Raw genomic sequence first — 24,873 nt, 5'->3', positions numbered from 1 at the left:
CAAGAAGTCTGATCGATGCCTAAACGCGCAGTACCGGCTAGCCCGGAGCCGTCCGCAGCCTGGCCCCCTGCGCTTCCCGCGTGGCGTGCCGTCGGCCTGTCGATCGGACCGATCGGTGCCGCGGTCTTCAACGGGGTGGCCGGCCTGTGTGCCGCGGCCATCGCCGCCGTGTTGGTTTTCGCGTTCGCCCGGCTGCACCGCAATGCGCCACAGTCGGTGTCGACGGGTGATCTGGTCGCCTCCACCGTGGGTCCCGCCGCCGGACGGTTCACCAGCCTCGTCCAACTGGCGGCCTACGCGCTGCTGGGCGTGGGTGCCGCGCTCACGCTCGCCCTGCAGCCGTTGACCGGGGCGCCTGACCTGGAGACCGCGCTGGCCGGCTGGTGGTGGCCCGGCTGGTCGGTGGCGGTGGTGGTCATCGCCGGCGCGGTGGTGGCCTACCTGCCCACCCGTGCGGTGGGTGCGACGGCTGCCGCGCTGGCCGGCGCGGGCCTGCTGGTTTTTCTCTACCTGGCGCTGGCGATCATGGCCCGGGTCGCATCAGGTACCCCTCCGATGCAGATCGGCGGGCCCACGCCCGTCGATTCTGTCCTGCTGGTGACGGCGGCCGCCATTCCGCTCGGCCTGGGGCTGGTGGGATTCGAGGCCGCAACCGTGGTCAGCGGCCGCCTGGTGTCGGTCGCGCGTCCGGTGGGCGCTGCGGTGGGGATCACGGCGCTGGGCACAGTCGCCCTACTGCTGGCCGTCAACATCGGTGCGACCGGCGGGTTCCACCCGACCGCCGTGAACCTCTCGCTGATCGTCTCCCAGTTCTTTGCCGACGCCGGGTACTACTGGTTCACCGCCGGGTCGTTGTGCCTGGGGTCGGCGGCGCTGCTGGCCCTGACGTGGGCGGCCACCCGGGTCGCGGGACGGTTGTTCGGTTCCGGTCCGGAAGTCGCGATCCTGGTTCCCGCGGTGATGTGTGTCCTGGCTGTGGCGTTCAGCCGGTTTCAGGGACATATCGGCCGACTGCAGATGGTCGTCCCGGCCCTGCTTCTTCTGGTCGTCTATGTGCTTGTCACGGAGGCCAATTCACGTATCGAGGGTTCCGCGGCGGCGCAGCAGGCGCCCCGCGTGATCCTGACCGTGGTGGCGGTCTGTGTGGTGTTGATCCCCCTGCGGGTCACCAGTTTTGCGTTACCCACGTTGTGGCCGCTGGCCGCTACGGCTGCGATCCTCGCGCTGGCAGGGTTGTTGGCACGGCTTGGTAGGCCAGTGCGGCCAGTGCCCCCGCCTCATTGATCGCCAGGTGCGCCAGCATCGGCGCGGCCAGGCTCGAAGAGCGCTGCGCAAGCCAGCCGAACACCCATCCGGCGATGCCGGTGGCCACGACCGTCGGGATCACGGGTTGCCCTGCGGCACGGGCGTCGGCGATGTGTGACAGCCCGAAAGCGGTGGCCTGCAACACCTGACCACCCGTCGGGCCGAATGCCTCGGCACCGACCTTGCCCAGCGCGCCGCGGAAGCCGGCCTCCTCCGGCCAGACGGTTCCCAGCGGAATCCGCAGCGCCAGCCATCTGCCCGGAGCTACGGGCAGGACCTTTCGGCGCATCCCGGTGCGGACCACCGGCACTGTCGAGGTCGCCGCCACACCCGCGCTCACCGCGGTCGCGGCGGCCGCTCCCAGTCGTAGACCCGACCACACCGCCGGGGGCCGAAAGCCCGGGCGGGCACCCGTTCCGACCATCAGTACGCTGCCCAGTGCCGCCCGCACCAGCGGCTGCCACCGGGCCGGCAACCGGGGATCGACCAGACCGTTCCATGCGACCAGGCCCACAGCCAGCGCCACTGCGCGAATCCGGCTGGCCGGCATCAGTATTCGGGTCCGTTGTTGGCCTCGGCCTTCTCCAGAGCTACCCGGATTCGCTCCGTGTCCTCCGGTGTCCACCCCTCCGGTGGCGCCACCGCCGCCCAGCCGTCGAGCACCGATTCACCGTAGTTGTGCCCGTGTCCGGCCGGGACGCTCGACGCGTTGGTGATGTCGGCGGCCACCTGCCAGAACGTGATGATCGGGTACCAGCGCATCGAGGCGGTGCGGTCCGTCCCGGGCGGTTCGACCAGCCAATCCGGTTCGGAGAACAGCAGATCCGTCGACCACCAGATGATCGGGTCCGACGGGTGCTGCAGGAACAGAACCCGGGTGCCCTCCCACGGAGCACCGGTGTCCTCGGCGATCTCGGCGGCGTTCGCGGCCTCGGAGAACCGCACGGTGCGGCCGTTGTCATAGCTGGGTCGCGCTTGCGGGGTGCCCGGGTCGCGGCGCGCGGTCAGACCGCGCCACAGCGGACTGGCATTGGGCGGGCCCACCCACAGCACCGAGGAGAAGCCCATCCGCGAGATGTCGGGGAGCCAGCTGAATGCGCCCTGCCCGCCCATCGACCCCAGGCTCTCCCCGTAGAGCACCAGCTGGGGGCGGTGATCGGGTGGCAGCTGCGCCCAGCGCGCTTGGATCGCGTCGATCATCAGCCGTCCGGTTTTCATGGACTTCTCCCGGTCCCCCATGAACGAAATCCAGCTCGGCAGATAGGAATACTGCATGCCGACCATCGCGGTGTCGCCGTTGTACATCAGCTCCAGCGCGCGGGCCGCCACCGGATTCACCCAACCGGTGCCGGTGGTGGGGACGATGACCAACAACTTGCGGTCGAAGGCATGGGTGCGCTCAAGCTCGCTGAGCAGCACCGCAATTCGCTGGTCTTCTGTCTCGGCGGTGTGCAGCCCGGCGTACACCCGGATGGGTTCGCGGGCCGGAGCGCCGTTGACCTTTTCGAGCTCGGCGGCACGCGGGCCGGTCGCCACGAAGTTGCGACCCTGAAAGCCCAGGGAGTCCCACGGCGCGAATGAGTCTGGGCTGCCTGATCTTTCAGGTTCGACCGGCCGGCTGATGCCCTCACGGGTGGTGGAGTTCTGCGGCTGGAACACCCGGCTGGCGCCCGCCAGGAACCCGCGGTAGAGCACGCCGTTGACGAGCGTGACGACCAGGACCACCACGATTGCGGTCCCGATGAACTGGGCCACCTCCCGGTGCAGATGCCAGCGCCGGATGAACCACCTGGCCAGCAGTCGCACGATATCGCGGAGCAACCGTGCCGTGGCGATCAGCGCCGCGCCCACCGCGACGGCGATGATCAGGGTGCGCAGATAGCCGAGCGTGGCCGGACCTTCCATGCCCATCAACGCCGAGACCTGCCGTTGCCAGGCCGCCGCGGGAATCAGCATCAGCACTCCGGCCGTGGCCGCACCGGTCACGACGAGCGCCTTCAGCCAGTACAACGTCCGCTTCGACGGTGGCCACCAGGCGCGGTTGCGTAACACGAAGCGGTACAGCGCTTTTCCCAGCAGAACCCCGATGCCGTAGCCGATCGCGGCGTTGATACCGCCGATCAGCCCGGCGAACAACCAGTCGCGCGGCAACAGCGACGGGGTCAGCGAGAGACAGAAGAACAGGGCTCCGACGGCAATGCCGACGAAGTCCAGTCGCACCAGGCTCCAGGCCCAGTGCAGCAGAGGATGACGTTCGTTGAGGGCTTTCGCCGTCACCCGAACAGCCCGGGCAGCACGCCCTCAGACGTACTCCGTAGCTCCGCGAGAGTGATGCTGAACTGTCCCTGGACCTCGATCGAGGGCTCGCCGCCTTCGGGGCCCTGGTCGACGACGCCGACCCGGGTCACCGGCAGGTCCCTGGCCTCACACATCGACCGGAACCGGCTCTCCTCGGTGCGCGGCACGGCCACGAGCACCCGGCCCGCGGACTCGGAGAACAGGAACACGAACGGATCGATGCCCGCCGGGAGATCCTCCGGAAGGATGACCCGGCATCCGGTTTCACCGGTCAGCGCGGCCTCCACCACGGCCTGGATCAGCCCCCCCTCGGACAGGTCGTGCGCCGCGGAGATCAGGCCGTCACGCGATGCCGCAGTCAGCACCTCGGCCAGCAGCTTCTCGCGGGCCAGGTCCACCTTCGGCGGAACGCCGCCCAGGTGATCGCCGGTGACCTGGGCCCAAACCGACCCGTCGAACTCGTCGTGGGTATCGCCGAGCAGCAGCAGCGTCTCGCCCGGTTCGGTGCCGAGGCCGGTCGGAATGCGTCGCTTCACGTCGTCGATCACGCCGAGCACACCGACCACCGGGGTCGGCAGGATCGCCGTGGAACCGGTCTGGTTGTAGAAGCTGACGTTGCCGCCGGTGACCGGGATGCCAAGGGCGGCGCAGCCGTCGGCCAGCCCGCGGACGGCCTGGCTGAACTGCCACATCACACCCGGATCCTCGGGGGACCCGAAGTTGAGGCAGTTGGTCACCGCCACCGGGGTGGCCCCGGTGACCGCGACATTGCGGTAGGCCTCGGCCAGGGCCAACTGCGCGCCCGTGTACGGGTCGAGTTGGGTGTAGCGGCCCGAGGCGTCGGTGGAGACGGCGATGCCGCGGCCGGTGTTCTCGTCGATGCGCAGCACACCGCCATCGGCATTCTCTGCCAGCACGGTGTTGCCGCGCACGTAGCGGTCGTACTGCTCGGTGATGAACGCCCGGCTGCACAGGTGCGGGCTGCCGATCAGCGCCAGCAGGGTGGCCTTGAGTTCATCGCCGGTCTTGGGCCGGGGCAGTTTGGCCGAGGTGTCGGCGACCAAGGCGTCCTGGGTGTCGGGACGGGCCACCGGGCGCTGGTAGACCGGGCCCTCGTGGGCCACGGTGCGCGGCGGGACGTCGACCACGGTTTCGCCGTGCCAGGTGATCTCCAGCCGGTCCCCGTCGGTGACCTCACCGATGACGGTGGCCAGCACTTCCCACTTGCGGCACACCGCCATGAACGCCTCGACGTTCTCCGGCGTCACCACGGCACACATGCGTTCCTGGGACTCGCTGGAGAGCACCTCGGCCGGGGTCATGTCCTTGGCCCGCAGCGGCACCTGATCCAGCTCGATGCGCATGCCACCGTCACCGGCAGACGCGAGTTCAGAGGTGGCACAGGACAATCCGGCACCGCCGAGGTCCTGGATGCCGACCACGAGGCCGGCCGAGTACAGCTCGAGGCAACACTCGATGAGCACCTTCTCGGTGAACGGGTCGCCCACCTGGACACTCGGCAGCTTCTTGCGGCCCGCGCCGCTCTCGTCGCCGCTGAAGGTGTCCGACGCCAGCACCGAGACACCGCCGATGCCGTCCAGGCCGGTGCGCGCGCCGAACAGGATGATCTTGTTGCCGGTGCCCGAGGCGAAGGCCAGGTGCAGGTCTTCCTTGCGCAGGGCACCCACGCACAGCGCGTTGACCAGCGGGTTGCCCGCGTACGACGGGTCGAAGATCGTCTCGCCGCCGATGTTGGGCAGGCCCAGCGAGTTGCCGTAGCCGCCGACACCGCGAACCACACCGTCGAGCACACGGCGGGTGTCCGGTGCATCGGCCGCGCCGAACCGCAGCTGGTCCATGACCGCCACGGGCCGGGCGCCCATCGCCATGATGTCGCGGACGATGCCGCCGACGCCGGTGGCCGCGCCCTGATAGGGCTCGACATAGGACGGGTGGTTGTGGGACTCGACCTTGAAGGTGACGGCCCAGCCGTCGCCGATGTCGACGACGCCGGCGTTCTCACCGATGCCGGCCAGCATGCCGGCGCGCATCTCCTCGGTGGTGGTCTCACCGAAGTAGCGCAGGTGCACCTTCGAGGACTTGTAGGAGCAGTGTTCGCTCCACATCACCGAATACATGGCCAGCTCGGCGTCGGTGGGGCGGCGACCCAGGATCTCGCGAATCCGCTCGTACTCGTCGTCCTTGAGGCCGAGTTCGCGGTACGGCTGGGGCTGATCGGGGGTGGCGGCTGCCCGCTGCACCGTATCCATAGCGTGGGTGAGCTCAGACGTCACGCCCAAGAGTCTATCGTTGCCGATCTCGCACGTCCGACCCGCGATTGCTGAGTGCGCCTGCGCCCGCCCGCGCGGCGGCATACTCAGCGGGTGCGCAAGCTCGGGGCCAAGGGCCGTCTCGCCATTCTCGGCGTCGTACTGGTCCTCGGCTTGACCTGTTGCCAGTTCAGGGGCTCGTGGTCGGCCGGCTTGATCGACAACGTGTTGCGGCGCCAGCCCGGCGTCACGTTTGTCACACACACCGTCACAAGCAACAGCGGGTTCGGGGTGCGCACTGCCGGCTTCGATGTCTACGTCGGTGCCGATACCACCGCGGACCAACTGTCGGCGCTCGGCCGCACCTTTGCCGACCAGATCCACCGATCGATGGTGTACGGCGGGCTGGGGGCCGGCCTCAACGTGAGGCGTTCAGCCCAATCCTTCCCCGCCCAAACGGGCTCCACGATGTACGTCAACTTCGAACCGTTGAAGACCACCCCGGAACCGCCGTGGCGGGACTGGCTGAAACTGTCGCAGGGCGACTACGCGTACGAAATCGTCGGGTCAGCATCTCCCGACGGCGCCTGGCAACCGGCACGCACCAGTCTGACGGTGACCCTGCGCAGTTTCGGCCACCGGGATGATCCGCTCAGCGCTTCGGAGTTCGCAGCCTCGGTCCGGAGGCTGGTCACGGACTTTCCGGACTCGACCGCGGACTGGAGCATCTTCGATGCGGACACCAACGGTGCACCGGGCATCCGTTCAAACCACGGCCTGCCTGACCCGGAGCAACTGGCGCTGTGGGAGGCACTCGATCAGCTGGCACCGACCAAAGGCGAATTCGACCTGAAGCCGCCCCGCTTTTCCATCCAAGATGTGCCCGCCGATCCCGATGCGGATCGCGTTCTGATCGAGCAGCTACAGCTCATCAAGAATTCGGAGCTACCGACGGTCTACGAAGTCGAGGATGCGCAGATCACCGTCCGACCCGGGGGTTGTTCGGCGGACGCCCGGGAACCCCAGCCGCGGACGCCGCCGATGACGGACCTTCAGACCGGGCTGCGCACCCAATTCGAGAGCTGCCCGCCGTGAGCCCCACCACCGGGCTCGGCGCTATGAGCCCGCGATACAGAACGCATTGCCCTCCGGGTCGGCCAGTACCACCCAATTGAACTCCGGGCCAAAACTGTGCCGTCCGGTTTCGGTTGCGCCCAGACCCACGAGCCTGGCCACCTCAGCTTCGGCGTCGGGTGCGGTGAAGTCGAGGTGGATGCGGTTCTTGCCCGGCGTCGGATCCGGAACCTTCTGAAATCCCAGCCGCGGCCCGTCGGGACGTACCAACACCACGAATTCGCCTGGGGCAAAGACGTTTACCTCCCCACCGACGGCTTGGGCCCACCACCGGGCCAGCGCGTCGGGATCGGTGCAGTCGACTGTGATCATCTCCACGGACAGCGTCATGGCGCCGACCCTAGATCAGGCGGGTGACAAGAACGCTCGCAACGCCGCCGAGTAGGCCGCGACGTCCCGGGCTCCCATGAACTCACGGGCGGAATGCATGGCCAACTGCGCTGCGCCCACGTCGACGGTGGGGATCCCGGTGCGCGCCGAGGTCATCGGTCCGATGGTCGACCCGCACGGGAGATCGGCGCGGTGCTCGTAGCGCTGCAGCGGCACCCCGGCCTGATCGCAGGCCAGGGCGAACGCCGCCGCGGTGCGGCCGTCGGTGGCGTAGCGCAGGTTCGGCTGCACCTTGAGCACGGGACCGGCATTGACCTCGATCAGGTGTCCGGGCTCGTGACGGTCCGGGTAGTTCGGATGCGTCGCGTGCGCCATGTCCCCGGAAGCCACCATCGATCCGGCCGCCCGGCGCAGGAAGTCCTCCCGAGTACCGCCGGCGGCGAGCACGATGCGCTCCAGCACGGTCGGCAACAGCTCGGACTGGGCACCATGATCAGAGGTCGAGCCGACCTCCTCGTGGTCGAACAGCGCCAGCACCGGCACATACGAGTCCGCGCCCGCGGCCAGGAACGCCTCCAGACCCGCGTAGCAGGTGGCCTGGTTGTCCAGCCGCGGCGCGCTGACGAACTCCCCCTCGGCGCCGGTGATCGCCGACGGCGTCAGGTCGTGGGTCATCAGGTCGAAGCCCAACACGTCGCCTTCTGTGGTCCCGGCCCGCTCGGCGACGAATCCGATGAAGGACCGCGGCCGCTCCCCCAGGCCCCACACCGCGTTGACGTGGCGTTGTGGGTCGGGGCTGACGCCCTTGCGGTCCTCGGACAGATGGATGGCGAGCTGGGGCACGCGCAGGATCGGATCGTCGATCCGGACCAGCTGGTGTTCGATGCGGTTACCGTCCCGGACCGAGAGCCGGCCGCTGATCCCGAGGTCGCGGTCCAGCCATGAGTTCAGCCAGGCCCCGCCGTAGGGCTGCAGCGCGATCACCTGCCAACCGGCGACGGCTCGATCAGGGTGCTGCTTGACCCGGAGGTTGGGGCTGTCGGTGTGACCGCCGACCACCCGGAACGGCGCGGCCGGGTCGGTCCCCTCGGTATTCCAGGCCACCAGCGATCCTGCCCGCACCGTGAAGAACTTTCCCGCGGTGGCAGGCCAGCTGTCGGTTTCGGCCAACTCGGCGTATCCCGCATCGCGCAGTCGTCGCGCCGCGGTGGTGCATACGTGGAACGGAGTCGGAGATGCGTCGATGAACTCGCACAGGCCCTGGGCGCTAGCTGGCATCTTTTCATCTTGACCGGCGAACCGCCCTCAGGTGTCGGTAGGGTCGGTTTGTGCCCGTTCCGATTCCGCAGCCGGTGCTGAAACCTCTCACGCGGGCGGCCATCTTCCTGGTGCTGACGATCGAGGACGGCGGCGAGCAAGCCGTTCACGACGTGTTTCCCGACATATCAGGCATCGTCCGCTCCATCTGGTTCCGTGATCCGGCCAAAGAGCTGTCGCTGGTAGCCGGCATCGGTTCGGCTGCCTGGGACCGCTTGTTCGCCGGTCCGCGTCCGGCAGACCTACATCCGTTCATCGCTCTGGACGGCGGCCGTCACCGCGCCCCGTCGACCCCGGGCGACGTGTTGTTGCACATCCGTGCCGAGTCCATGGACGTGTGTTTCGAATTGGCCGACCGGATGCTGCAGGAGTTCGGCAGTGCCGTCACGGTCGTCGACGAAGTGCACGGATTCCAGTACTTCGACAATCGCGATCTGCTCGGCTTCGTCGACGGCACCGAGAACCCCAACGGGTCGACCGCGGCGGCCGCCGTTCAGATCGGCGCCGAGGACCCCGATTTCGCCGGGGCCAGTTACGTGCACATCCAGAAGTACGTGCATGCGATGACGGACTGGCGCTCGCTGTCGGTCGAAGAACAGCAGCGCGTGATCGGCCGCACCAAGCTCGACGACATCGAAATGTCGGACGACATCAAGCCTTCCAACTCCCACATCGCGCTGAACGTCATCACCGACGAGGACGGCAACGAGCTGAAGATCGTGCGGCGCAACATGCCGTTCGGCGAACTCGGCAGCAGCGAGTTCGGCACGTACTACATCGGATACTGCGCGGACCCGGCCATCACCGAACGCATGCTGACCAACATGTTCATCGGCGATCCACCCGGCAACACCGACCGGATCCTGGATTTCTCCACCGCCGTGACCGGCTGCGTGTTCTTTGTGCCCACCATCGATTTTCTCGATGATCCACCGCCGCTTCCGGTTCCGGTCGAAGAACCCGCGACAGCCAAGCAAGACACCTCCCTGGCGATCGGCAGCCTGAAAGGAACCCCGCAATGAACAACCTGTACCGCGAGCTTGCCCCGATCACCGAGTCCGCCTGGGCCGAGATCGAACTCGAGGCCAGCCGAACCTTCAAGCGTCACATCGCCGGGCGGCGCGTGGTCGACGTCAGCGAGCCCGGCGGCCCGGTTACCGCGGCGATCAGCACGGGACACCTGCTCGACGTGAAGCCGCCCGGGGACGGCGTGGTCGCCCACCTGCGCGACTCCAAGCCGCTGGTGCGGCTGCGGGTGCCGTTCACGGTGTCGCGCAACGCGATTGACGATGTCGAGCGCGGCGCCCAGGATTCCGATTGGGATCCGGTCAAGGAGGCCGCCAAGAAGCTGGCGTTCGTCGAGGACCGTGCGATCTTCGAGGGCTACCCGGCGGCCTCGATCGAAGGCATCCGCAGCTCCAGCTCCAACCCGGCGCTGGCGCTGCCCGACGACGCCCGAGAGATTCCGGACGTGATCGCCCAGGCGCTGTCGGAGCTGCGGCTGGCCGGTGTCGACGGGCCCTACTCGGTGCTGCTTTCGGCGGCCATCTACACCAAGGTCAGCGAGACCACCGCGCATGGGTATCCGATCCGCGAGCACCTGAGCCGGCTGGTCGACGGGGAGATCATCTGGGCACCCGCGATCGACGGCGCATTCGTATTGTCCACCCGCGGTGGGGACTTCGATCTGCAGCTGGGGACCGACGTCTCGATCGGCTACCTGTCGCACGATGCGGAGAGCGTGCAGCTGTACCTCCAGGAGACCCTGACGTTCCTGGCCTACACCGCCGAGGCCTCGGTCGCGTTGACGGCATAACTGTGACGTTCCCACCGCAGGGCTTCCCGCCACCGGGAAGCCCCAACCCGTGGCCCAACCACGATCCGTTCGGCCCGGGTCAGCCCATGGGTTGGCCCAACCAGGTACCGTTGCCCGCCGCAACACCGCCAGGGGTAAGAACAACTAGACACTGCTGATCCTGCAGAGCGCAACGTCATCGGCGGCACAACACGGTGTTCAGTCCGTCGGAGCCGACGCACCAAATACGCCGCCCGGACTAGACGGAAAGAACCGCGTCCAGCGCGGAGTAGAACAATCCGAGCCCGTCATCGGACGGACCGGTCAACGCCTCGGTGGCGTGTTCGGGGTGCGGCATCAAGCCGACGACGCGGCGGTTGGCCGAGCACACGCCCGCGATGCCGCGCATCGAGCCGTTGAGGTTTTCGCGGTAGCGGAAGACCACACGGTCCTCGCCCTCGAGCTCGTCGAGCACCGCCTCGGAGGCGACGTAACGGCCTTCACCCGACTTGAGCGGGATCAGCAGGTCGGCCCCGGCGTCATAGCGGGTCGTCCAGGCCGTGGTGTTGGAGGCGACCTCCAGCCACACCTCGCGGCAGATGAAATGCAGGCCGGCGTTGCGGGTCAGCGCGCCCGGCAGCAGCCCGGCCTCACACAGCACCTGGAAGCCGTTGCAGATGCCCAGCACGGGCATGCCCCTGCCGGCAGCTTCCACGACCGAACCCATCACCGGGGCGAACTTCGCGATGGCCCCGCAGCGCAGGTAGTCCCCGTAGGAGAATCCGCCGGGCACGACGACCGCGTCGACGCCCTTCAGGTCGGCGTCTGCGTGCCACAGGCTGACCGCCTCGGCCCCGGCCAGCCGGACAGCTCGGGCCGCGTCGACGTCGTCGAGCGTCCCGGGGAAGGTGATCACCCCGACACGGGTGGTCACGCGTCCTCCCGGCTCACCGAGAAGTCCTCGATAACCGTATTGGCCAGCAGAGATTCGGCGATCTCAGCCAGGGTTTCGTCCGCTACGGAGTCATCGACTTCGAGCTCGAAACGCTTGCCCTGACGGACGTCCGAGATACCACCATGTCCTAGCCGACCAAGTGCCCCGACGATCGCCTGACCCTGAGGGTCGAGGATCTCCGCCTTGGGCATGACGTGCACAACCACCTTTGCCACGGCGCACACTCTACCGGCACGACCCTATGTAGGCCGTGCACAGTGGGTCGGCCAGCGCATCCAGCACCCGGTCGTCCGCTGGGGCCGACCATGCGACCTGTGGCGGCGTGCTCGACCACATGGCCAACTCGACCACCGTGCTGTTGGCCGGATCGGCGAGTAGGTACTGGTGTAGGACCCTCCCGCCGTCGCGGCTCACCACTGCCGCCAGGCGTCCGGTCCGCTCAGTGGTGATCGACGGCGGGTTCCCCGGGCAGGTGCGCAACGCGGCAGTGGCGCCCTGCACGACCGCCAGCGCCGTCTGACCGCCCTGCCACGTCTCCCCGCGCCAATGGAGGACCTGCACGCGTAGTTGCCAGTGCCCCTCGGGCCGCCCGACCTCCGACCGCGCCGCCACGGCGTACCCGCGCGGGTCGCCTGGTATCGGAGGCAACGCGCATTCCTCCTCGAAGCGGAAGCGCGGTACCACCGCGGTCACGGCCAACCCGGCCAGCCCGGGCCACTGGTACTCACGGTCCAACGGGATCTTCGACGTGTCCACCCACGCCGAATCGGGGATGCGGTCACACAGCGGCGGGCAATCGGCACTGGGCTCCGACCAAGCCGAAGGGGGCGCTGCGGCCAGCCCGCAGAGCCCGATCGACATCGCCACGATCACCCGCCACAACCCCACCGAGCGCCACAATATAGGGATGCAACTCACGCATTTCGGACATTCGTGCCTACTGGCCAGCATTTCGGACACCACCGTGCTGTTCGACCCGGGCAACTTCTCGCACGGTTTCGAAGGCATCACCGGTCTGTCGGCCATCCTGATCACCCACCAGCACCCAGACCACGCCGATACCGCGCGGTTGCCCGCGCTGATCGACGCCAACCCGCAGGCGGCTCTGTATGCCGATCCGCAGACTGCCGCCCAGTTGGGTGAGCCGTGGCAGGCAGTGCATCCCGGCGACGAGTTCCGGGTCGGCTCACTCAATGTGCGCGGGACCGGCGGCAAACATGCCGTGATCCACCCGGAAATCCCTGTGATCGACAACATTTCGTACCTGCTGGGCGACGACGAACATCCGGCCCGGCTCATGCATCCCGGTGACGCCCTGTTCGTTCCCGGCGAACCGGTCGACGTGCTGGCCACCCCGGCTGCCGCCCCGTGGATGAAAATCTCAGAGGCCGTGGACTTCCTACGCGCGGTGGCGCCGGCGCGGGCGGTGCCGATCCATCAGGGCATCATCGAGCCGAACGCGCGCGGGATCTATTACGGGCGACTGGCGGAGATGACGAACACCGAATTCCAGGTTCTCACCGAGGAAAACGGTACTGAGTTCTGATTTGACGGCTCAGCCGTGGCGTTCTGACTAGGCGATGTCGCCGGCCGCACCGCGCCCGGCCGCTCGGCCGGAGAAGATGCACCCGCCCAGGAAGGTGCCCTCCAGGGACCGGTAGCCGTGCACCCCGCCGCCACCGAATCCGGCCGCCTCGCCCGCGGCGTACAGGCCCGGAAATGCCGTGCCGTCCTCTTTGAGCACCCGGGAATCCAGGTCGGTTTCCAACCCGCCCAGGGACTTTCGGGTCAGGATGTGCAGCTTGACGGCGATCAGCGGACCCGCCTTCGGGTCGGTGAGCCGGTGCGGGGCGACGACGCGGCTGAACCGGTCACCGAGGTAGCTACGGGCCGCCCGGATCGCGGTGATCTGCCCGTCCTTGGTGAATCTGTTGACCACCTCGCGGTCTCGCGCGGTCACCTCGGCCGCCACCGCGGCGTAGTCGAGTTCGAGTACATCCGGCACGTCGTTCATCGCGGCAACCAGTTCGCGCAGCGAGCGCGCGCTGACGAAGTCGACACCACGGTCGACGAACGCCTGCACCGGGGCCGGCGCACCGGGTTTCACCCGCGCCAGGACGTCACGCACGCTGCGCGACGTGAGATCGGGGTTCTGTTCCTGGCCGGACAACGCGAACTCCTTGGCGATGATCCGCGCGTTGAGGATGAACCACGTGTAGTCCTGCCCGGTACGGCAGATGTGTTCGAGCGTGCCCAGGGTGTCGAAGCCGGGATACAGCGGGCCGGGCAGCCGTTTTCCGTTGGCGTCCAACCACAATGACGACGGCCCCGGCAGGATGCGAATCCCGTGGTCGGGCCAGATCGGATCGTAGTTGGTGATGCCTTCGGTGTAGTGCCACATCCGGTCGCTGTTGATGACGTGCGCACCGGCGGCCTCGGAGATGCCGATCATCCGACCGTCTACGTGTGCAGGAACACCGCTGAGCAGTTGCTCGGGTACCCGGCCCATGCGCTCCGGCCAGTTCTTGCGTACGAGGTCGTGGTTGCCGCCGATCCCGCCGCTGGCGACGATCACCGCGGATGCGCGGAACTCGAAGTCGCCGATTACGTTTCGTGACGACGGTGCGCCTCGAGGCGCATCGGAGGGCTCCAGCACCGCACCCCGGACCCCGACGACGGCCCCCTCGGAGACGATGAGTTCATCGACGCGGTGACGGTGGGCGAATCGCACCCGGGGATCCCCCACCAACCGGCGGGCGAAGACGTCGACGATCGCCGGCCCGGTCCCCCACGTGATGTGGAAACGCGGCACCGAATTGCCGTGCCCCAGTGCCCCGTAACCGCCCCGCTCGGCCCACCCGACCAAGGGGAAGGTCTGCAGACCGCGGGCCCGCAACCAACTGCGTTTCTCCCCGGCGGCGAAATCGACGTACGCGTGGGCCCACTCCCGCGGCCAGTGATCCTCGGGCCGGTCGAAGCCCGCGGTGCCCAGCCAGTCCTGCAGGGCCAGCTCCTGGCTGTCGTGGATGCCGAGCCTGCGCTGTTCGGGACTGTCGACGAAGAACAATCCGCCGAAGGACCAGAAGGCCTGCCCACCCAGGTTGGCAGCGTTTTCCTGATCCAGGATGAGCACGCGGCGCCCGGACTCGACGAGCTCGCACGCAGCGACCAACCCGGCGAGACCCGCCCCCACGACAATGACATCGGCGTCTGCCATGAGACGCAAGACTAGCCCTAGTCAGGCGGCCTCGGTCAGGACCGAGAATCCTCGCCACTGGTAGACGGTGGGCACGCACCGGTGCAGCAAAGCCAGGTCGATCGCGTCGAGCATGGCCTGCCGGGGTCCGGGCCTGCGCAGGTGCCGCGCGGCAACCGCGACACGCACCGTACCTTCGCGGCGCGCGGTGCGTTCAGCTGTGAGCACCACGGTGCGGCACCACCACGGCTCGGACAGAAATCCTTCTCCGATGCCCACCACCCGGGCCCGCGTCGTCGTCTGGCGGACGAGGTCGGTGATGCCGTTCAGATCGGCGAGCAAACGAAAGCCATTGCGCGGCAAGACGGTCACCGTGCCCTGCGAGACGGTCCAGCCGGGCGCGGCGAACAACCTGGTGCGCAGTCCCAGGTGTTCGAGCACCCGGTCGGCGCCCATCAACCTCAGGTTGGCCTCATGGGCGGGCAACGAGGCGAATTCACTGCGGCGCTTCTTGGTCGCCGCCTCGTCGTACCCGTGCAGGACGACCGCGTCGCCGCCGCTGCGCCGTTGCGCCACCCATTCGACGGTGTCGGCATCGCGGTCCAACCGATAACCGCCCTTGAACCGCGGCGCCACCATCAACGAGGCGGGAACGCCACGGGTGTCGAGCTCGGCACAGAACGATGCGACATCGGCCAGCGTTCGATCGCTGATCTGCGATATCGAGACGATGAGTTGTCCGGTCACGCCGCCAGTGTGGCAACGTCACATGTCGGGATGGTGTCGAACACTCTGACGCCGAATGTCCATTCGGCGAGACCCTTCGGTCAGGCCGGCAGGATGGCCTCGATGGCCGCGATCACCTCGGGCGCATCCGGCTCGGTGCGGGGCCGGAACCGGCCGGCCACCGCGCCGCCCGGGGCCAGCAGAAACTTCTCGAAGTTCCACTGGATGTCCCCGGCCTCTCCTGCCTCATCGGCGGCCTGGGTCAGCTCGGCGTAGAGCGGGTGGCGCTCGGCCCCGTTGACGTCGGTCTTGGCCAGCAACGGGAACGTCACGCCGTAGGTGTTCGTGCAAAACGCGTGGATCTCCTCGGCGCTGCCCGGCTCCTGGCCCATGAACTGGTTGCACGGCACGCCGACGACGGTCAGCCCACGCTCGGCGTAATCCTTGGCGAGCTTCTCCAGCGCGGTGTACTGCGGCGTCAGACCGCATTTGGAGGCCACGTTGACCACCAGGACTGCGCCGCTTGCCAACTCGGCCAACGTCGTCGGCTTGCCATCGAGGGTGGTCAGCGGGATGTTGTTGAGGCTCATCACTGGGACGCTACCGGACCTGATCATCGAACAAGATCGCGGCCAGACCCTCCACCTGGGCGATCGGATCGCCTGCGGTGTCTACCGCTTCGTTGAGCCACAACATCGAGAAACCATGCACCAGAGACCAGGCGGCCAGCGCGGCGCCGTCCGGGTCAGCGGCCGCCTTGGGGTCGGCCAGGGTGCCGACGCCGCGGTTCAGCTCCGCCCCGGCGGCCGACGCGGCGGCAACCAGTTCAGCGTCGGTGTCGTCGTAGAGGGATTTGTCGAACATCACCTCGTAGTGGCCGGGGTGGTCGAGGGCGAAGCGCACATAGGCCTTGGCGGCGTCGATGAACTGTGGCCTGGCCTCGGTCAGCGAGGCGCCCAGTTGCTGAAACCCTTCGGTGGCCAGTGCGGTGAACAGCCCGCGCCGGTCGGTGAAGTGGTGCGCGGGCGCCGCGTGTGAGACGCCTGCCGCGCGCGCGAGTTCGCGCAGCGAGATGCCGTCTGCGCCGCGCTCGGCCACCAGATCGGCGGCCTGAGCGAGGATCACGGCCCTGAGGTCACCGTGGTGATAGCCCATGCGGGCCATCCTAAACCCATATCTTGACAGCGCCTAGATTGAGCGTAGCGTGGCGATCTAGACACCGACAAGATCGGAGCTTCGATGGCCGTCTTCTTGACCCTGATTCTGGGTAGCGTGGCCGCCCGCCTGATCGGCCTGCTGGGCGTGGACTATCTCGACAGCTGGCCCGAGGCGATCGCGGTCGGACTGGCCGCGATGTTCGTCATGACCGGCGTCGCGCACTTCGTCAATCCGTTGCGGCGCGACATGATCGCCATCGTGCCGCCGGCACTCCCCGCGCCGGCCGCGCTGGTGACGGTCACCGGCGTGCTGGAGCTGGCCGGCGCCGCAGGCCTGCTCTACCCGCCTACCCGCGTCGCGGCGGCAGTCTGCCTGTTCCTGCTCATGCTGGCGATGTTCCCGGCCAATATCTATGCGGCCAGGATGCCCAACCCGCCGAAGTCGATGACTTCGCGGTTAAGCGTTCGGACCGCCGAAGAGGCTGTCTACCTGGCCGCTGCCGTAGTTGTCGCCGTCGGCGGCAGCTAGCAGCCAGGCGTACTGGAACGCGGCTTCCTTCCACCGCTCGTAGCGTCCGGACAGCCCGCCATGGCCGGCCACCATCTCGGTCTTGAGCAGCACGGGATGACCGTCGGTCTTGGTATGACGCAGTGCGGCAACCCATTTGGCCGGTTCGACGTAGTACACCCGGGTGTCGTTGAGCGAGGTCATCGCCAGAATCGCCGGATAGTCCTGTGCCGCCACGTTCTCGTAGGGCGTGTAGGACTTCATGTAGCGGTAGACCTCGGGGTCTTCCAACGGATTTCCCCACTCGTCCCACTCGGTCACGGTCAACGGCAACGACGGATCCAGGATGGTCGTCAGCGCATCGACGAACGGCACCTGAGCCAGAATCCCGGCGAACAACTCCGGTGCCATGTTGGCCACCGCGCCCATCAACAATCCGCCGGCACTACCGCCGAGAGCCACCAGATTCTGCGGACGGGTCACGCCGCCGTCGATGAGATGGCGTGCCGCCGCGATGAAATCGGTGAACGTGTTCGTCTTCTCAAGCAGCTTGCCGTGCTCGTACCACGGCCGGCCCAGCTCACCGCCGCCGCGTACATGCGCGATCACGAACACCATGCCGCGGTCCAGCAATGACAACCGGGCGATCGAGAATCGCGGATCCTCACACGACTCGTAGGCACCGTAGCCGTAGAGCAACGCCGGCGCCGGGAACTGCAACCCGGCCCGGTGAATGATCGAGACCGGGATCCGCGCCCCATCAGGTGCCGTCGCCCAATCCCGGCGCTCCACATAGTCTTCCGGCCGGTAGCCGCCCAGCACCGGCTGCTCGCGCAGCAACGTACGCTCGCCAGTGGCGAGGTCCAGGTCGTAGATCCGCGCCGGTGTGATGAACGAGGTCGCGCCGATCCGCAGCTTCGGCGTGGACCAGTTCGGGTTCCCGCCCATCCCCGCGGCGGTCAGCTCGGAATCGAACGTCAGCTCTTCGCGCGTACCGTAACCGTCCGCGGTGAGCGGCCACAGTGCCATCTTCGGCAATGCCTCACTGCGGTAACTGATCACCAGGAACCCGTCGAACGCGTCGACACCGTCCAGCCGCACATCATCCCGGTGCTCGATCAGGGTGCGGAAATCGCTCGGGTCGCCGACCGGAGCGTCCACCAGCATGAAGTTCTCGGCACCGTCGTTGTGCAGGATCAGGAACCGGTCCTCGCCGCCGACGACGGCGTGCTCGACGGAGTACTCCACCAGGTCGCGACGCTCCCACACCGTGGTGAGCTCGGCGGTCGGGTCATTCGCATCGACATAGGCGACCTCGGTGGTGACGGCACTGCCCGATGCGACGAACAGGTATTTGTCGCTGCGGCTGCGGCCGATCGCGACCCAGAACCGTTCGTCGGGTTCGTGATACACCTTCTCGGCGGCCAGACCGGAAGCCAGCCGATGCCGCCACACGGTGTCGGGCCGCCAGGCGTCGTCGACCGTGGTGTAGTACAGCGTGCGGCTGTCGGCTGCCCAGGTGCCGCCGGCGCCGATCCCAGTGATCGTGTCGTCGTAATGCTCGCCGGTACGTAAATCCTTGAACTTCAAGGTGTATCGCTCGTCGCCGAGGACGTCGACGGAGTAGGCCAGGATATTGCCGTCCAGGCTCACCGTGGCCGCGCCGAGCGAGAAGTACTCGTGGCCGTCGGCCTCGACGTTCTCGTCCAGGAGAACCTGCTCACCGGGGATGTCGGCACCCTCGTCGAGCTCGGGCGGCGTCCAATCGTCAGGATCACCGATCGGGCACCGGCAGTGCACCGCGTACTGCTTGCCCTCGAAGCTGCGCGCGTAGTACCACCAGCCATTGCGGCGCATCGGCACCGACAGGTCGGTTTCCTTGGTGCGGGCTTTGATCTCGTCGAAGATCTTCTGCCGCAACGGCTCCAGATGGGCGGTGGCGACATCGGTGTAGGCGTTCTCGGCCTCCAGGTGCGCGATCACCTCGGGATCGTCCTTGTCGCGCAGCCATTCGTAGGGGTCGATGAACACGTCACCGTGATGCTCGCGACGGTGATTGCCGCGCTTGGCGACCGGGGGTTGCACGGACTCGCTCATGCGCCGATCCAATCGTCGAACCGCAGACCCGAGATCCGTTCGTACGCCTCGATGTACCGGTCCCGGGTGGCCGCCACAATCTCCTCAGGCAAGGGCGGCGGTGGGGTGTCGCTGTGCCGGTCCCAGCCCGAGTCCGGCCCGGTCAGCCAATTGCGGACGAACTGCTTGTCGAAGCTGTCCTGCACCACTCCCTGCTGATACGTCTCGGCGCGCCAGTACCGGGACGAATCCGGGGTGAACACCTCATCGGCCAGCACCACGTTCCCGTGCCCGTCGACACCGAACTCGAACTTGGTGTCGGCGATGATGATGCCCTTGGTCAACGCGTGGTCCGCGCCTTGTATGTAGGTCTGCAGCGTGCGTTCCTTCAACTGGCTGGCCAGCACCGGCCCGACCAGGTCGATCACCGTGTTGTACGAGATGTTCTCGTCGTGCTCGCCGATATCGGCCTTGGTGGCGGGGGTGAACAGCGGTTCGTCGAACTTGCTCGCCTCGCCGAGACCCGGCGGCAGCGGGATGCCGCACACCGAACCCGACGCCTGGTAGTCGAGCAGTCCGGAACCGGTCAGGTAGCCGCGGGCCACGCACTCCACCGGCAGCATCTTCAGTTGCTTCACCACCAGCGCGCGGCCCAGCACCTCGGTGGGAATGCGCTCGTCGTCGGGAGGTCCGGCCAAGTGGTTGGGCGCGCTGATCAGGTCGAAGAAGAACACGCTCATCGCCGTCAGGATCCGGCCCTTGTCCGGGATCTGTGAGTCCAGGACGTAGTCGTAGGCCGAGATGCGGTCGGTCGCCACGAACAGCAGGTGCTCGTCGTCGATGCGGTACAACTCGCGGACTTTGCCGCTGGCCAGGTGCTGGTAGTCGGACAGAGCAGGACGCATTGGGCCAGCCTATGTGTTGGGATCGGTCTCATGAGATCGCGGTACCTGCCCTATGCCAGCAGACCCGGCCGCTTGTTGGCACAGTTGTTCAGCGACGTGGCCGTGATCACTTGGACCGCGGTGTGGATATTGGTCGGGTTGGCCGTGCATTCGGCGGTGTCGACCATCGCCGAGGTCGGCAGGCAGGTCCAGAGCGGCGCCAACGGTGTTGCTGACAACCTGGGCTCCGCCGGTGACAGCACCGACAGCGTTCCCCTGATCGGTGACACGCTGAGCAAGCCGCTGCGCGCCGCCAGTGAGGCGGCCCTCGACATCGCCGGTGCGGGCGCCAACCTGGACAGCACGGCGAGCTGGCTGGCCTGGGTGCTGGCCCTGGCGGTAGCCGCCGCGCCGATCCTGTTCGTGGCGATGCCCTGGCTGTACCTGCGGGTGCGGTTCTTCCGGCGCAAGTGGACCGCGATCACCCTGGCCTCGACCGCCGCCGGAGAACAGCTGCTGGCGCTGCGGGCGCTGGCCAACCGGCCGCTGGCCAAGCTGACGGCGGTGTCCGACGACCCCGTCGGCGCCTGGCGCAGTCAAGATCAGCGCGCGATTCGCGGCCTGGCCGCCCTGGAACTGCGTTCCGCCGGCATGCGCCTGCGCCGCATCGAGTAATTTTCCCGAGCGATTTGTGGAGTCTTAGCCGTCACGCGCACGGTTGAAACTCCACAAATCGCGGGGTGGGAACCAGTTGGCCGGGCAACTCCGTCCAAACTCCGTGCTTGAGGACTATCTGCGTGACCATGACGGCGTCATCACCCTGGCCCAGGCCAAACTGGCAGGGCTCACCCAGGACATGGTCGACTTCCGGGTGAAGACGGGCCGTTGGATCCGCTGTGCCCGCGGTGTGTACTTCGTCGATGACAGGCCGTTCAACGACAGCGCCCGCGTCCGGGTGGGTGTGTGGTCGTACGGCCTGAACGCAGTCGCAACCGGGTTGGCCGCCGCATGGTGGCACGGGATCACCAAGTACCCGCCGGAGACCGTCGAAGCGACCACGCCGCGTGCCAGTCGCCTGCGCGGGCACCCTGGTACCAAGCTGCGCCGCCGCGATCTCGATCCCGCCGACATCGTGGAACGCCGCGGGCTGCGGGTCACCGCGCTGCCGCTGACGGTCGTGGAGGCCGCTGCCCGGCGAGGTGGCGGCGCCAAACTCATGGACAGCGCGCTGCAGCGCCACACCGAACTGCGCGACCTCTGGAGAGCGCATCTGCGCAACAAGGGCCGACACGGCTCGCCCGCTGCCCGCAGGTTGCTGATCGCCGCGTCCGACGGCGCCCGCTCGGAAGCCGAACGGCTGCTGATCAAGCTGCTCAGAGAAGCCCGTATCACCGGGTGGAAGGCCAACTACCGCCTGAGCCGATACGTGATCGACGTGGCCTTTCCCGCCCACAAGGTCGCGATCGAAACCGATGGTTGGGCGTTCCACAGCGATCAGGAGGATTTCCAGAAAGACCGCGTCAAGCAGAACGAGATCGCGCTGATGGGCTGGCAGGTGCTGCGATTCACCTGGCTGGATTTGACCGAGTTTCCGCAGCGCGTGATCGCCGAAATTCGTTTCGCTATGGAGTGCCGCTCAGGCGCCGCAGCCAGCTTCCGAACGAGTGCCGCACGGTGACCGAACCCATCCGCACGCGACCGCGCACGACGAGGTGCAGCTGATCCGACGGCGGGCTGGTGCGCACTCTGACCGTGGCGCTGCCGGCGATGGCGTTGACGCCGTTGACGTCGGCGGTGGCCGAGGCGGGCACGATGAGCTCCGTCGTGCTGCAGTAATCGTCGACGACGATCTCCACCACGGGTCCGGGCAGCACCGCCGAGGTGAAGTCGAGAGTGGTACTGCACAGCCGGCTTTTCACATGCAGGACGCGCGGCACCGTCCACTGCCCGCGCCGCACGATCGAGGACATCCAGCCGCGCAGTTCCTCTGGCGCCGCCGCGGGCAGGTGCGACGCCGGGACCGCCGGGGGCGACGCGATCGGAAGGTCAGCCACCACCGCGCCCAACTCGCCTCGAGTGCGTGCCGCCAGCGCGGCGTCGTAGCGCTCGCCGAACTCGTCGAGTGTGATCATGCCCTCGGCTACCGCGCGTTCGAGCAGTTGTCCCACTGTCGTGCGCTCGGCGTCTGAGACTCGGAGATGGTCATTCGGGCCTGAGTCCATGCCCCGAGGTTAGGCGAACGATGCCTCGGGTTTCACACCCCGAGCTCCACCACCAGATGTCGGATGCCGGTGTGTCGGTTGCTGCGGGTCCACTCGACGGGCTTGACCAGACGAGCCGATGAGAACCGCCCAAGCAGCTCTTCGAACAGGACGCGAAGCTCCAGCCGGGCCAGGTTGGCGCCGAGGCAGTAGTGGATACCGTAGCCGAAGCCCAAGTGCGGGTTGGGCTTACGTGTGATGTCGAAGGTGTCGGGAGCGGAGAACACCAGTGAATCCCGGTTCGCCGACCCTTCCCAGACCTGCACCTTCTGCCCGGCTTCGATGTCGCAGCCGCCCAGCGACACGGCTCGGGTCGCGGTACGGCGTTTGGACGGCGACGGCGAGGTCCAACGCACCATCTCCTCGATCGCGGTGGGCAGTTCCGCGAGATCCTCACGCAACAACGCCATCTGCGAAGGGTTTTCGATCAGCGCCAGCAGCCCACCCGCCACGGAGTTACGGGTGGTCTCAGCGCCGGCGCTGAACAGGAGGCTGAAGAACAGGTACAACTCCAGGTCGCTCAACGCGGCGTCCGTTGCGTTGGCCACCACCGACAGCATGTCGTCGGTGGGATCGGCACGCTTGGCGGCGATGAGTTCCTGCCCATAGGTGTACATCCGTGAGCCGGCCTCCTCCGCCGACATCTGCGCCATGGCCGCGGTACGCGAGCCGCCGAAGTCGAATTGCGGCTCGATCGCATGGAACAGCCAATGCCGTTCGGATTCAGGCACTCCCAGCAGTATGCAGATCATCTGCATGGGTAGTTCGGCGGCCACGTCGACCAGGAAGTCCAGTGGTTCGCCCGGCACCACGTCGTCGAGCAACCGGCGCGTGCGGGCCCGCAGATCGTCTTCGACCCGCCGGATCATCCGTGGGGTGAGCCCGGAGCTGACCAGCCGGCGGATCTCGGAATGCCGCGGGTCGTCCATCATGTTGAGCACCTGCCCGGAGATGGCCAGGTCCTGCAGCAGCGTGCCGCCGTACGGCCGGGCGCCGCCGGTCACCGAGGAGTAGGTCTCCGCATCGCGCAGCACCGCAAGGGTTTCGGCGTGGGTGGCCACCGACCAGAAGCCTTCGCCGTCCGGCGTGTGTTCGGTGGGCTCGTGCCAGTACACCGGGGCTTCGCGGCGATGTGCGGCGAACAACTCGTGAGGGAAGCCGGCAGCGAAGTTGTCCAGGTCGGTGAGATCGGCCGCCAAGCTCACAAGATGGCGCCCGAGGTGTACTTGGCGGCTTCGGGGTAGCGACTGACCAACTCGTCGACGGCGGCGACGACCCCGTCGACCTGGGCTCCGGCGGCCCCGGTGAAGGCCTGCTTGTCGGCCAGTGCGGCTTCCAGGGCCGCCCGGTCCAGCGGCAGCCGCGGGTCGGCGGCCAGCCGGTCCAGCAGGTCGGGCTCCAGACCGCGCTCACGCATGTCCAGTGCGACGGCAACGGCGTGTTCCTTGATCACCTCGTGCGCGGTTTCGCGGCCCACGCCGGCGCGCACCGCGGCGATCAGGATGCGCGTGGTGGCCAGGAACGGCAGGTACCGGTCCAGCTCACGCTGGATCACTGCGGGGTAGGCGCCGAATTCGTCGAGCACGGTCAGGAAGGTCTCGGTCTGCCCGTCGACGGCGAAGAACCCGTCGGGCAGCGCGACGCGACGCACCACCGAGCAGAACACGTCGCCCTCGTTCCACTGCGCACCGGCCAGCTCGGCGGCCATCGAGGCGTAGCCGCGCAGCACCACCTGCAGGCCGTTGACCCGCTCACACGACCGGGTGTTCATCTTGTGCGGCATCGCCGACGAGCCGACCTGACCGGGCGCGAAGCCCTCGGTCACCAGCTCGTGGCCGGCCATCAGCCGGATGGTGTGGGCCAGCGAGGACGGCCCGGCACCCACCTGCACCAGCGCCGAGAGCACGTCGTGGTCCAGCGAGCGCGGGTACACCTGCCCGACGCTGGTGAAAACCTCTGTGAATCCCAGGAATTGGGCGACCCGCCGCTCCAGCTCGGCGAGCTTGGAGGTATCCCCGTCGAACAGGTCGAGCATGTCCTGGGCGGTGCCCATCGGGCCCTTGATGCCGCGTAGCGGGTAGCGGTCGATCAGCTCACGCAGCCGGGTCAGCGCCAGCAGGGTCTCCTCGGCAGCCGAGGCGAACCGCTTGCCGAGCGTGGTGGCCTGGGCCGCCACATTGTGCGACCGGCCGGCCATCACCACGTCGCGGTAGACGACGGAGCGTTCGGCCAGCCGGGCCACCACCGCGACGCCGTGGGCGAACACCAGCTCAAGGGAGCTGCGGATCTGCAGCTGCTCGACGTTCTCGGTGAGGTCGCGGCTGGTCATGCCCTTGTGAACGTGCTCGTGGCCGGCCAGGGCGTTGAACTCTTCGATGCGCGCCTTGACGTCGTGGCGGGTGACGCGCTCGCGCGCCGCGATGGACGCGAGGTCGACGTTCTCCAGGACACGCTCGTAGTCGTCGATCACGCCGTCGGGCACCGGGACACCCAGCTCGGCCTGTGCACGCAGCACGGCGAGCCAGAGTCGGCGTTCGGCGACGATCTTGGCCTCCGGCGACCAGATCGCGACCATTTCGTCGCTGGCGTAGCGGTTGGCCAGAACATTCGGGATCGTCACGAACACACAGCTTACGGCCCGGGCGGGACGACGAATGAGAC

Annotated in this window: 25 protein-coding genes; 8 read left to right on the top strand and 17 right to left on the bottom strand. The window is 67.6% G+C overall.

Annotation, left to right across the window (positions count from 1 at the left end; translation table 11 throughout):
* The first annotated feature begins 15 nt into the window (after positions 1–15).
* The gene (locus EYZ64_RS05395; protein WP_135452495.1) at positions 16–1,284 is read left to right on the top strand and encodes a hypothetical protein; all 1,269 of its coding nucleotides are present in this window, start codon (positions 16–18) and stop codon (positions 1,282–1,284) included.
* On the opposite strand, the gene EYZ64_RS05390 is transcribed toward EYZ64_RS05395, so the two are convergent.
* From EYZ64_RS05390 to purL, 3 genes are read right to left on the bottom strand one after another with little or no spacing between them, the layout of a single operon-like run.
* Positions 1,205–1,855 (bottom strand): Rv0804 family intramembrane glutamic endopeptidase, encoded by a 651-nt coding sequence (locus EYZ64_RS05390; protein ID WP_135452493.1) that lies wholly within the window; start codon positions 1,853–1,855, stop codon positions 1,205–1,207. The genes EYZ64_RS05395 and EYZ64_RS05390 overlap by 80 nt on opposite strands.
* Positions 1,855–3,582, bottom strand: a complete 1,728-nt coding sequence (locus EYZ64_RS05385; protein ID WP_135452491.1) for an alpha/beta hydrolase — start codon at positions 3,580–3,582, stop codon at positions 1,855–1,857. Before EYZ64_RS05385 ends, EYZ64_RS05390 begins: the two co-directional genes overlap by 1 nt.
* Positions 3,579–5,873 carry a phosphoribosylformylglycinamidine synthase subunit PurL gene (gene purL, locus EYZ64_RS05380; RefSeq protein WP_167858079.1) on the bottom strand — a complete coding sequence of 765 codons (2,295 nt, stop codon included), beginning with the start codon at positions 5,871–5,873 and terminating at the stop codon, positions 3,579–3,581. Before purL ends, EYZ64_RS05385 begins: the two co-directional genes overlap by 4 nt.
* A 114-nt stretch (positions 5,874–5,987) precedes the next feature.
* Between purL and EYZ64_RS05375 the strand changes: the two genes are divergently transcribed.
* Positions 5,988–6,968, top strand: a complete 981-nt coding sequence (locus EYZ64_RS05375) for a hypothetical protein (RefSeq protein ID WP_167857713.1) — start codon at positions 5,988–5,990, stop codon at positions 6,966–6,968.
* Positions 6,969–6,989: 21 nt separating this feature from the next.
* On the opposite strand, the gene EYZ64_RS05370 is transcribed toward EYZ64_RS05375, so the two are convergent.
* Positions 6,990–7,337 carry a VOC family protein gene (locus tag EYZ64_RS05370; protein ID WP_135452487.1) on the bottom strand — a complete coding sequence of 116 codons (348 nt, stop codon included), beginning with the start codon at positions 7,335–7,337 and terminating at the stop codon, positions 6,990–6,992.
* A 15-nt stretch (positions 7,338–7,352) separates the two neighbouring features.
* Positions 7,353–8,615: a M18 family aminopeptidase gene (locus EYZ64_RS05365; RefSeq protein WP_135452485.1), complete on the bottom strand. Its 1,263-nt coding sequence runs from the start codon at positions 8,613–8,615 to the stop codon at positions 7,353–7,355.
* A gap of 50 nt (positions 8,616–8,665) precedes the next feature.
* Here EYZ64_RS05365 and EYZ64_RS05360 point away from each other — a divergent pair, with 50 nt between their 5' ends.
* Together EYZ64_RS05360 and EYZ64_RS05355 are read left to right on the top strand one after the other, a co-directional pair.
* On the top strand, positions 8,666–9,676 hold the full coding sequence (locus tag EYZ64_RS05360; RefSeq protein ID WP_135452483.1) for a Dyp-type peroxidase: 1,011 nt from the start codon (positions 8,666–8,668) through the stop codon (positions 9,674–9,676).
* Positions 9,673–10,470 (top strand): family 1 encapsulin nanocompartment shell protein, encoded by a 798-nt coding sequence (locus EYZ64_RS05355; RefSeq protein WP_135452481.1) that lies wholly within the window; start codon positions 9,673–9,675, stop codon positions 10,468–10,470. Before EYZ64_RS05360 ends, EYZ64_RS05355 begins: the two co-directional genes overlap by 4 nt.
* A 238-nt stretch (positions 10,471–10,708) precedes the next feature.
* Here the strand turns inward: EYZ64_RS05355 and purQ are convergent, their stop codons facing one another.
* The 3 genes from purQ to EYZ64_RS05340 are packed head-to-tail and all read right to left on the bottom strand — an operon-like array spanning position 10,709 to position 12,265.
* Complete coding sequence (gene purQ / locus EYZ64_RS05350) at positions 10,709–11,383, bottom strand: phosphoribosylformylglycinamidine synthase subunit PurQ (RefSeq protein WP_135452478.1); 675 nt, start codon at positions 11,381–11,383, stop codon at positions 10,709–10,711.
* A complete protein-coding gene (gene purS / locus EYZ64_RS05345; RefSeq protein WP_075919398.1) occupies positions 11,380–11,619 on the bottom strand; it encodes a phosphoribosylformylglycinamidine synthase subunit PurS in 240 nt (79 codons plus the stop codon). Before purS ends, purQ begins: the two co-directional genes overlap by 4 nt.
* Positions 11,620–11,629: 10 nt before the next feature.
* Positions 11,630–12,265 carry an ATPase gene (locus EYZ64_RS05340; protein WP_135452476.1) on the bottom strand — a complete coding sequence of 212 codons (636 nt, stop codon included), beginning with the start codon at positions 12,263–12,265 and terminating at the stop codon, positions 11,630–11,632.
* Between the two features lie 46 nt (positions 12,266–12,311).
* Between EYZ64_RS05340 and EYZ64_RS05335 the strand changes: the two genes are divergently transcribed.
* On the top strand, positions 12,312–12,950 hold the full coding sequence (locus tag EYZ64_RS05335; RefSeq protein WP_167857712.1) for an MBL fold metallo-hydrolase: 639 nt from the start codon (positions 12,312–12,314) through the stop codon (positions 12,948–12,950).
* A 27-nt stretch (positions 12,951–12,977) separates the two neighbouring features.
* Here EYZ64_RS05335 and EYZ64_RS05330 read toward each other — a convergent pair whose 3' ends face one another.
* From EYZ64_RS05330 to EYZ64_RS05315, 4 genes are all read right to left on the bottom strand, one after another.
* On the bottom strand, positions 12,978–14,621 hold the full coding sequence (locus tag EYZ64_RS05330) for an FAD-binding dehydrogenase (protein WP_135452472.1): 1,644 nt from the start codon (positions 14,619–14,621) through the stop codon (positions 12,978–12,980).
* Positions 14,622–14,642: 21 nt separating this feature from the next.
* The gene (locus tag EYZ64_RS05325; RefSeq protein WP_135452470.1) at positions 14,643–15,347 is read right to left on the bottom strand and encodes a DUF2334 domain-containing protein; all 705 of its coding nucleotides are present in this window, start codon (positions 15,345–15,347) and stop codon (positions 14,643–14,645) included.
* Between the two features lie 80 nt (positions 15,348–15,427).
* Complete coding sequence (locus EYZ64_RS05320) at positions 15,428–15,916, bottom strand: glutathione peroxidase (protein ID WP_135452467.1); 489 nt, start codon at positions 15,914–15,916, stop codon at positions 15,428–15,430.
* Positions 15,917–15,926: 10 nt separating this feature from the next.
* A complete protein-coding gene (locus EYZ64_RS05315; RefSeq protein ID WP_135452465.1) occupies positions 15,927–16,481 on the bottom strand; it encodes a TetR/AcrR family transcriptional regulator in 555 nt (184 codons plus the stop codon).
* Positions 16,482–16,565: 84 nt separating this feature from the next.
* Between EYZ64_RS05315 and EYZ64_RS05310 the strand changes: the two genes are divergently transcribed.
* Entirely contained in the window at positions 16,566–17,012 is a 447-nt protein-coding gene (locus tag EYZ64_RS05310) for a DoxX family protein (RefSeq protein WP_135452463.1), read from the top strand.
* Here EYZ64_RS05310 and EYZ64_RS05305 read toward each other — a convergent pair.
* Both EYZ64_RS05305 and EYZ64_RS05300 read right to left on the bottom strand, forming a co-directional pair.
* A complete protein-coding gene (locus EYZ64_RS05305; protein WP_135452461.1) occupies positions 16,941–19,088 on the bottom strand; it encodes a S9 family peptidase in 2,148 nt (715 codons plus the stop codon). The genes EYZ64_RS05310 and EYZ64_RS05305 overlap by 72 nt on opposite strands.
* Positions 19,085–19,972, bottom strand: coding sequence for a phosphoribosylaminoimidazolesuccinocarboxamide synthase (locus EYZ64_RS05300; RefSeq protein WP_135452459.1), 888 nt, complete (start codon positions 19,970–19,972; stop codon positions 19,085–19,087). Before EYZ64_RS05300 ends, EYZ64_RS05305 begins: the two co-directional genes overlap by 4 nt.
* Before the next feature lie 30 nt (positions 19,973–20,002).
* Here EYZ64_RS05300 and EYZ64_RS05295 point away from each other — a divergent pair, with 30 nt between their 5' ends.
* Both EYZ64_RS05295 and EYZ64_RS05290 read left to right on the top strand, forming a co-directional pair.
* A complete protein-coding gene (locus EYZ64_RS05295; RefSeq protein ID WP_135452457.1) occupies positions 20,003–20,626 on the top strand; it encodes a hypothetical protein in 624 nt (207 codons plus the stop codon).
* 103 nt (positions 20,627–20,729) lie between these two features.
* Positions 20,730–21,629 carry a type IV toxin-antitoxin system AbiEi family antitoxin domain-containing protein gene (locus EYZ64_RS05290; protein WP_135452455.1) on the top strand — a complete coding sequence of 300 codons (900 nt, stop codon included), beginning with the start codon at positions 20,730–20,732 and terminating at the stop codon, positions 21,627–21,629.
* Here EYZ64_RS05290 and EYZ64_RS05285 read toward each other — a convergent pair.
* Genes EYZ64_RS05285 through purB form a run of 3 tightly spaced genes read right to left on the bottom strand, consistent with a single transcriptional unit; the run spans position 21,574 to position 24,832 of the window.
* Complete coding sequence (locus tag EYZ64_RS05285; protein WP_135452453.1) at positions 21,574–22,173, bottom strand: DUF1707 SHOCT-like domain-containing protein; 600 nt, start codon at positions 22,171–22,173, stop codon at positions 21,574–21,576. The genes EYZ64_RS05290 and EYZ64_RS05285 overlap by 56 nt on opposite strands.
* A 32-nt stretch (positions 22,174–22,205) precedes the next feature.
* A complete protein-coding gene (locus EYZ64_RS05280) occupies positions 22,206–23,417 on the bottom strand; it encodes a cytochrome P450 (RefSeq protein WP_210115467.1) in 1,212 nt (403 codons plus the stop codon).
* A complete protein-coding gene (gene purB / locus EYZ64_RS05275) occupies positions 23,414–24,832 on the bottom strand; it encodes an adenylosuccinate lyase (protein WP_135452449.1) in 1,419 nt (472 codons plus the stop codon). The genes EYZ64_RS05280 and purB overlap by 4 nt, the downstream gene beginning before the upstream one ends.
* Between the last annotated feature and the right edge of the window lie 41 nt (positions 24,833–24,873).

Origin of the sequence: Mycobacterium sp. DL99, from assembly GCF_004762045.1 — a bacterium.
Lineage (GTDB): Bacteria > Actinomycetota > Actinomycetes > Mycobacteriales > Mycobacteriaceae > Mycobacterium.
This window is presented reverse-complemented; position numbering and strand designations above follow the sequence as displayed.

Bases quoted from the DNA above. Each gene is read 5' to 3' on its own strand.
- EYZ64_RS05310 (WP_135452463.1), top strand. From the start codon at position 16,566: ATGGCCGTCTTCTTGACCCTGATTCTGGGTAGCGTGGCCGCCCGCCTG.
- EYZ64_RS05390 (WP_135452493.1), bottom strand. From the start codon at position 1,855: ATGCCGGCCAGCCGGATTCGCGCAGTGGCGCTGGCTGTGGGCCTGGTC.
- EYZ64_RS05355 (WP_135452481.1), top strand. From the start codon at position 9,673: ATGAACAACCTGTACCGCGAGCTTGCCCCGATCACCGAGTCCGCCTGG.
- EYZ64_RS05295 (WP_135452457.1), top strand. From the start codon at position 20,003: ATGAGATCGCGGTACCTGCCCTATGCCAGCAGACCCGGCCGCTTGTTG.
- EYZ64_RS05370 (WP_135452487.1), bottom strand. From the start codon at position 7,337: ATGACGCTGTCCGTGGAGATGATCACAGTCGACTGCACCGATCCCGAC.
- EYZ64_RS05395 (WP_135452495.1), top strand. From the start codon at position 16: ATGCCTAAACGCGCAGTACCGGCTAGCCCGGAGCCGTCCGCAGCCTGG.
- EYZ64_RS05365 (WP_135452485.1), bottom strand. From the start codon at position 8,615: ATGCCAGCTAGCGCCCAGGGCCTGTGCGAGTTCATCGACGCATCTCCG.
- EYZ64_RS05330 (WP_135452472.1), bottom strand. From the start codon at position 14,621: ATGGCAGACGCCGATGTCATTGTCGTGGGGGCGGGTCTCGCCGGGTTG.
- EYZ64_RS05315 (WP_135452465.1), bottom strand. From the start codon at position 16,481: ATGGGCTATCACCACGGTGACCTCAGGGCCGTGATCCTCGCTCAGGCC.
- purL (WP_167858079.1), bottom strand. From the start codon at position 5,873: ATGGATACGGTGCAGCGGGCAGCCGCCACCCCCGATCAGCCCCAGCCG.
- EYZ64_RS05300 (WP_135452459.1), bottom strand. From the start codon at position 19,972: ATGCGTCCTGCTCTGTCCGACTACCAGCACCTGGCCAGCGGCAAAGTC.
- EYZ64_RS05305 (WP_135452461.1), bottom strand. From the start codon at position 19,088: ATGAGCGAGTCCGTGCAACCCCCGGTCGCCAAGCGCGGCAATCACCGT.
- EYZ64_RS05320 (WP_135452467.1), bottom strand. From the start codon at position 15,916: ATGAGCCTCAACAACATCCCGCTGACCACCCTCGATGGCAAGCCGACG.
- EYZ64_RS05340 (WP_135452476.1), bottom strand. From the start codon at position 12,265: ATGTCGATCGGGCTCTGCGGGCTGGCCGCAGCGCCCCCTTCGGCTTGG.
- EYZ64_RS05335 (WP_167857712.1), top strand. From the start codon at position 12,312: ATGCAACTCACGCATTTCGGACATTCGTGCCTACTGGCCAGCATTTCG.
- EYZ64_RS05285 (WP_135452453.1), bottom strand. From the start codon at position 22,173: ATGGACTCAGGCCCGAATGACCATCTCCGAGTCTCAGACGCCGAGCGC.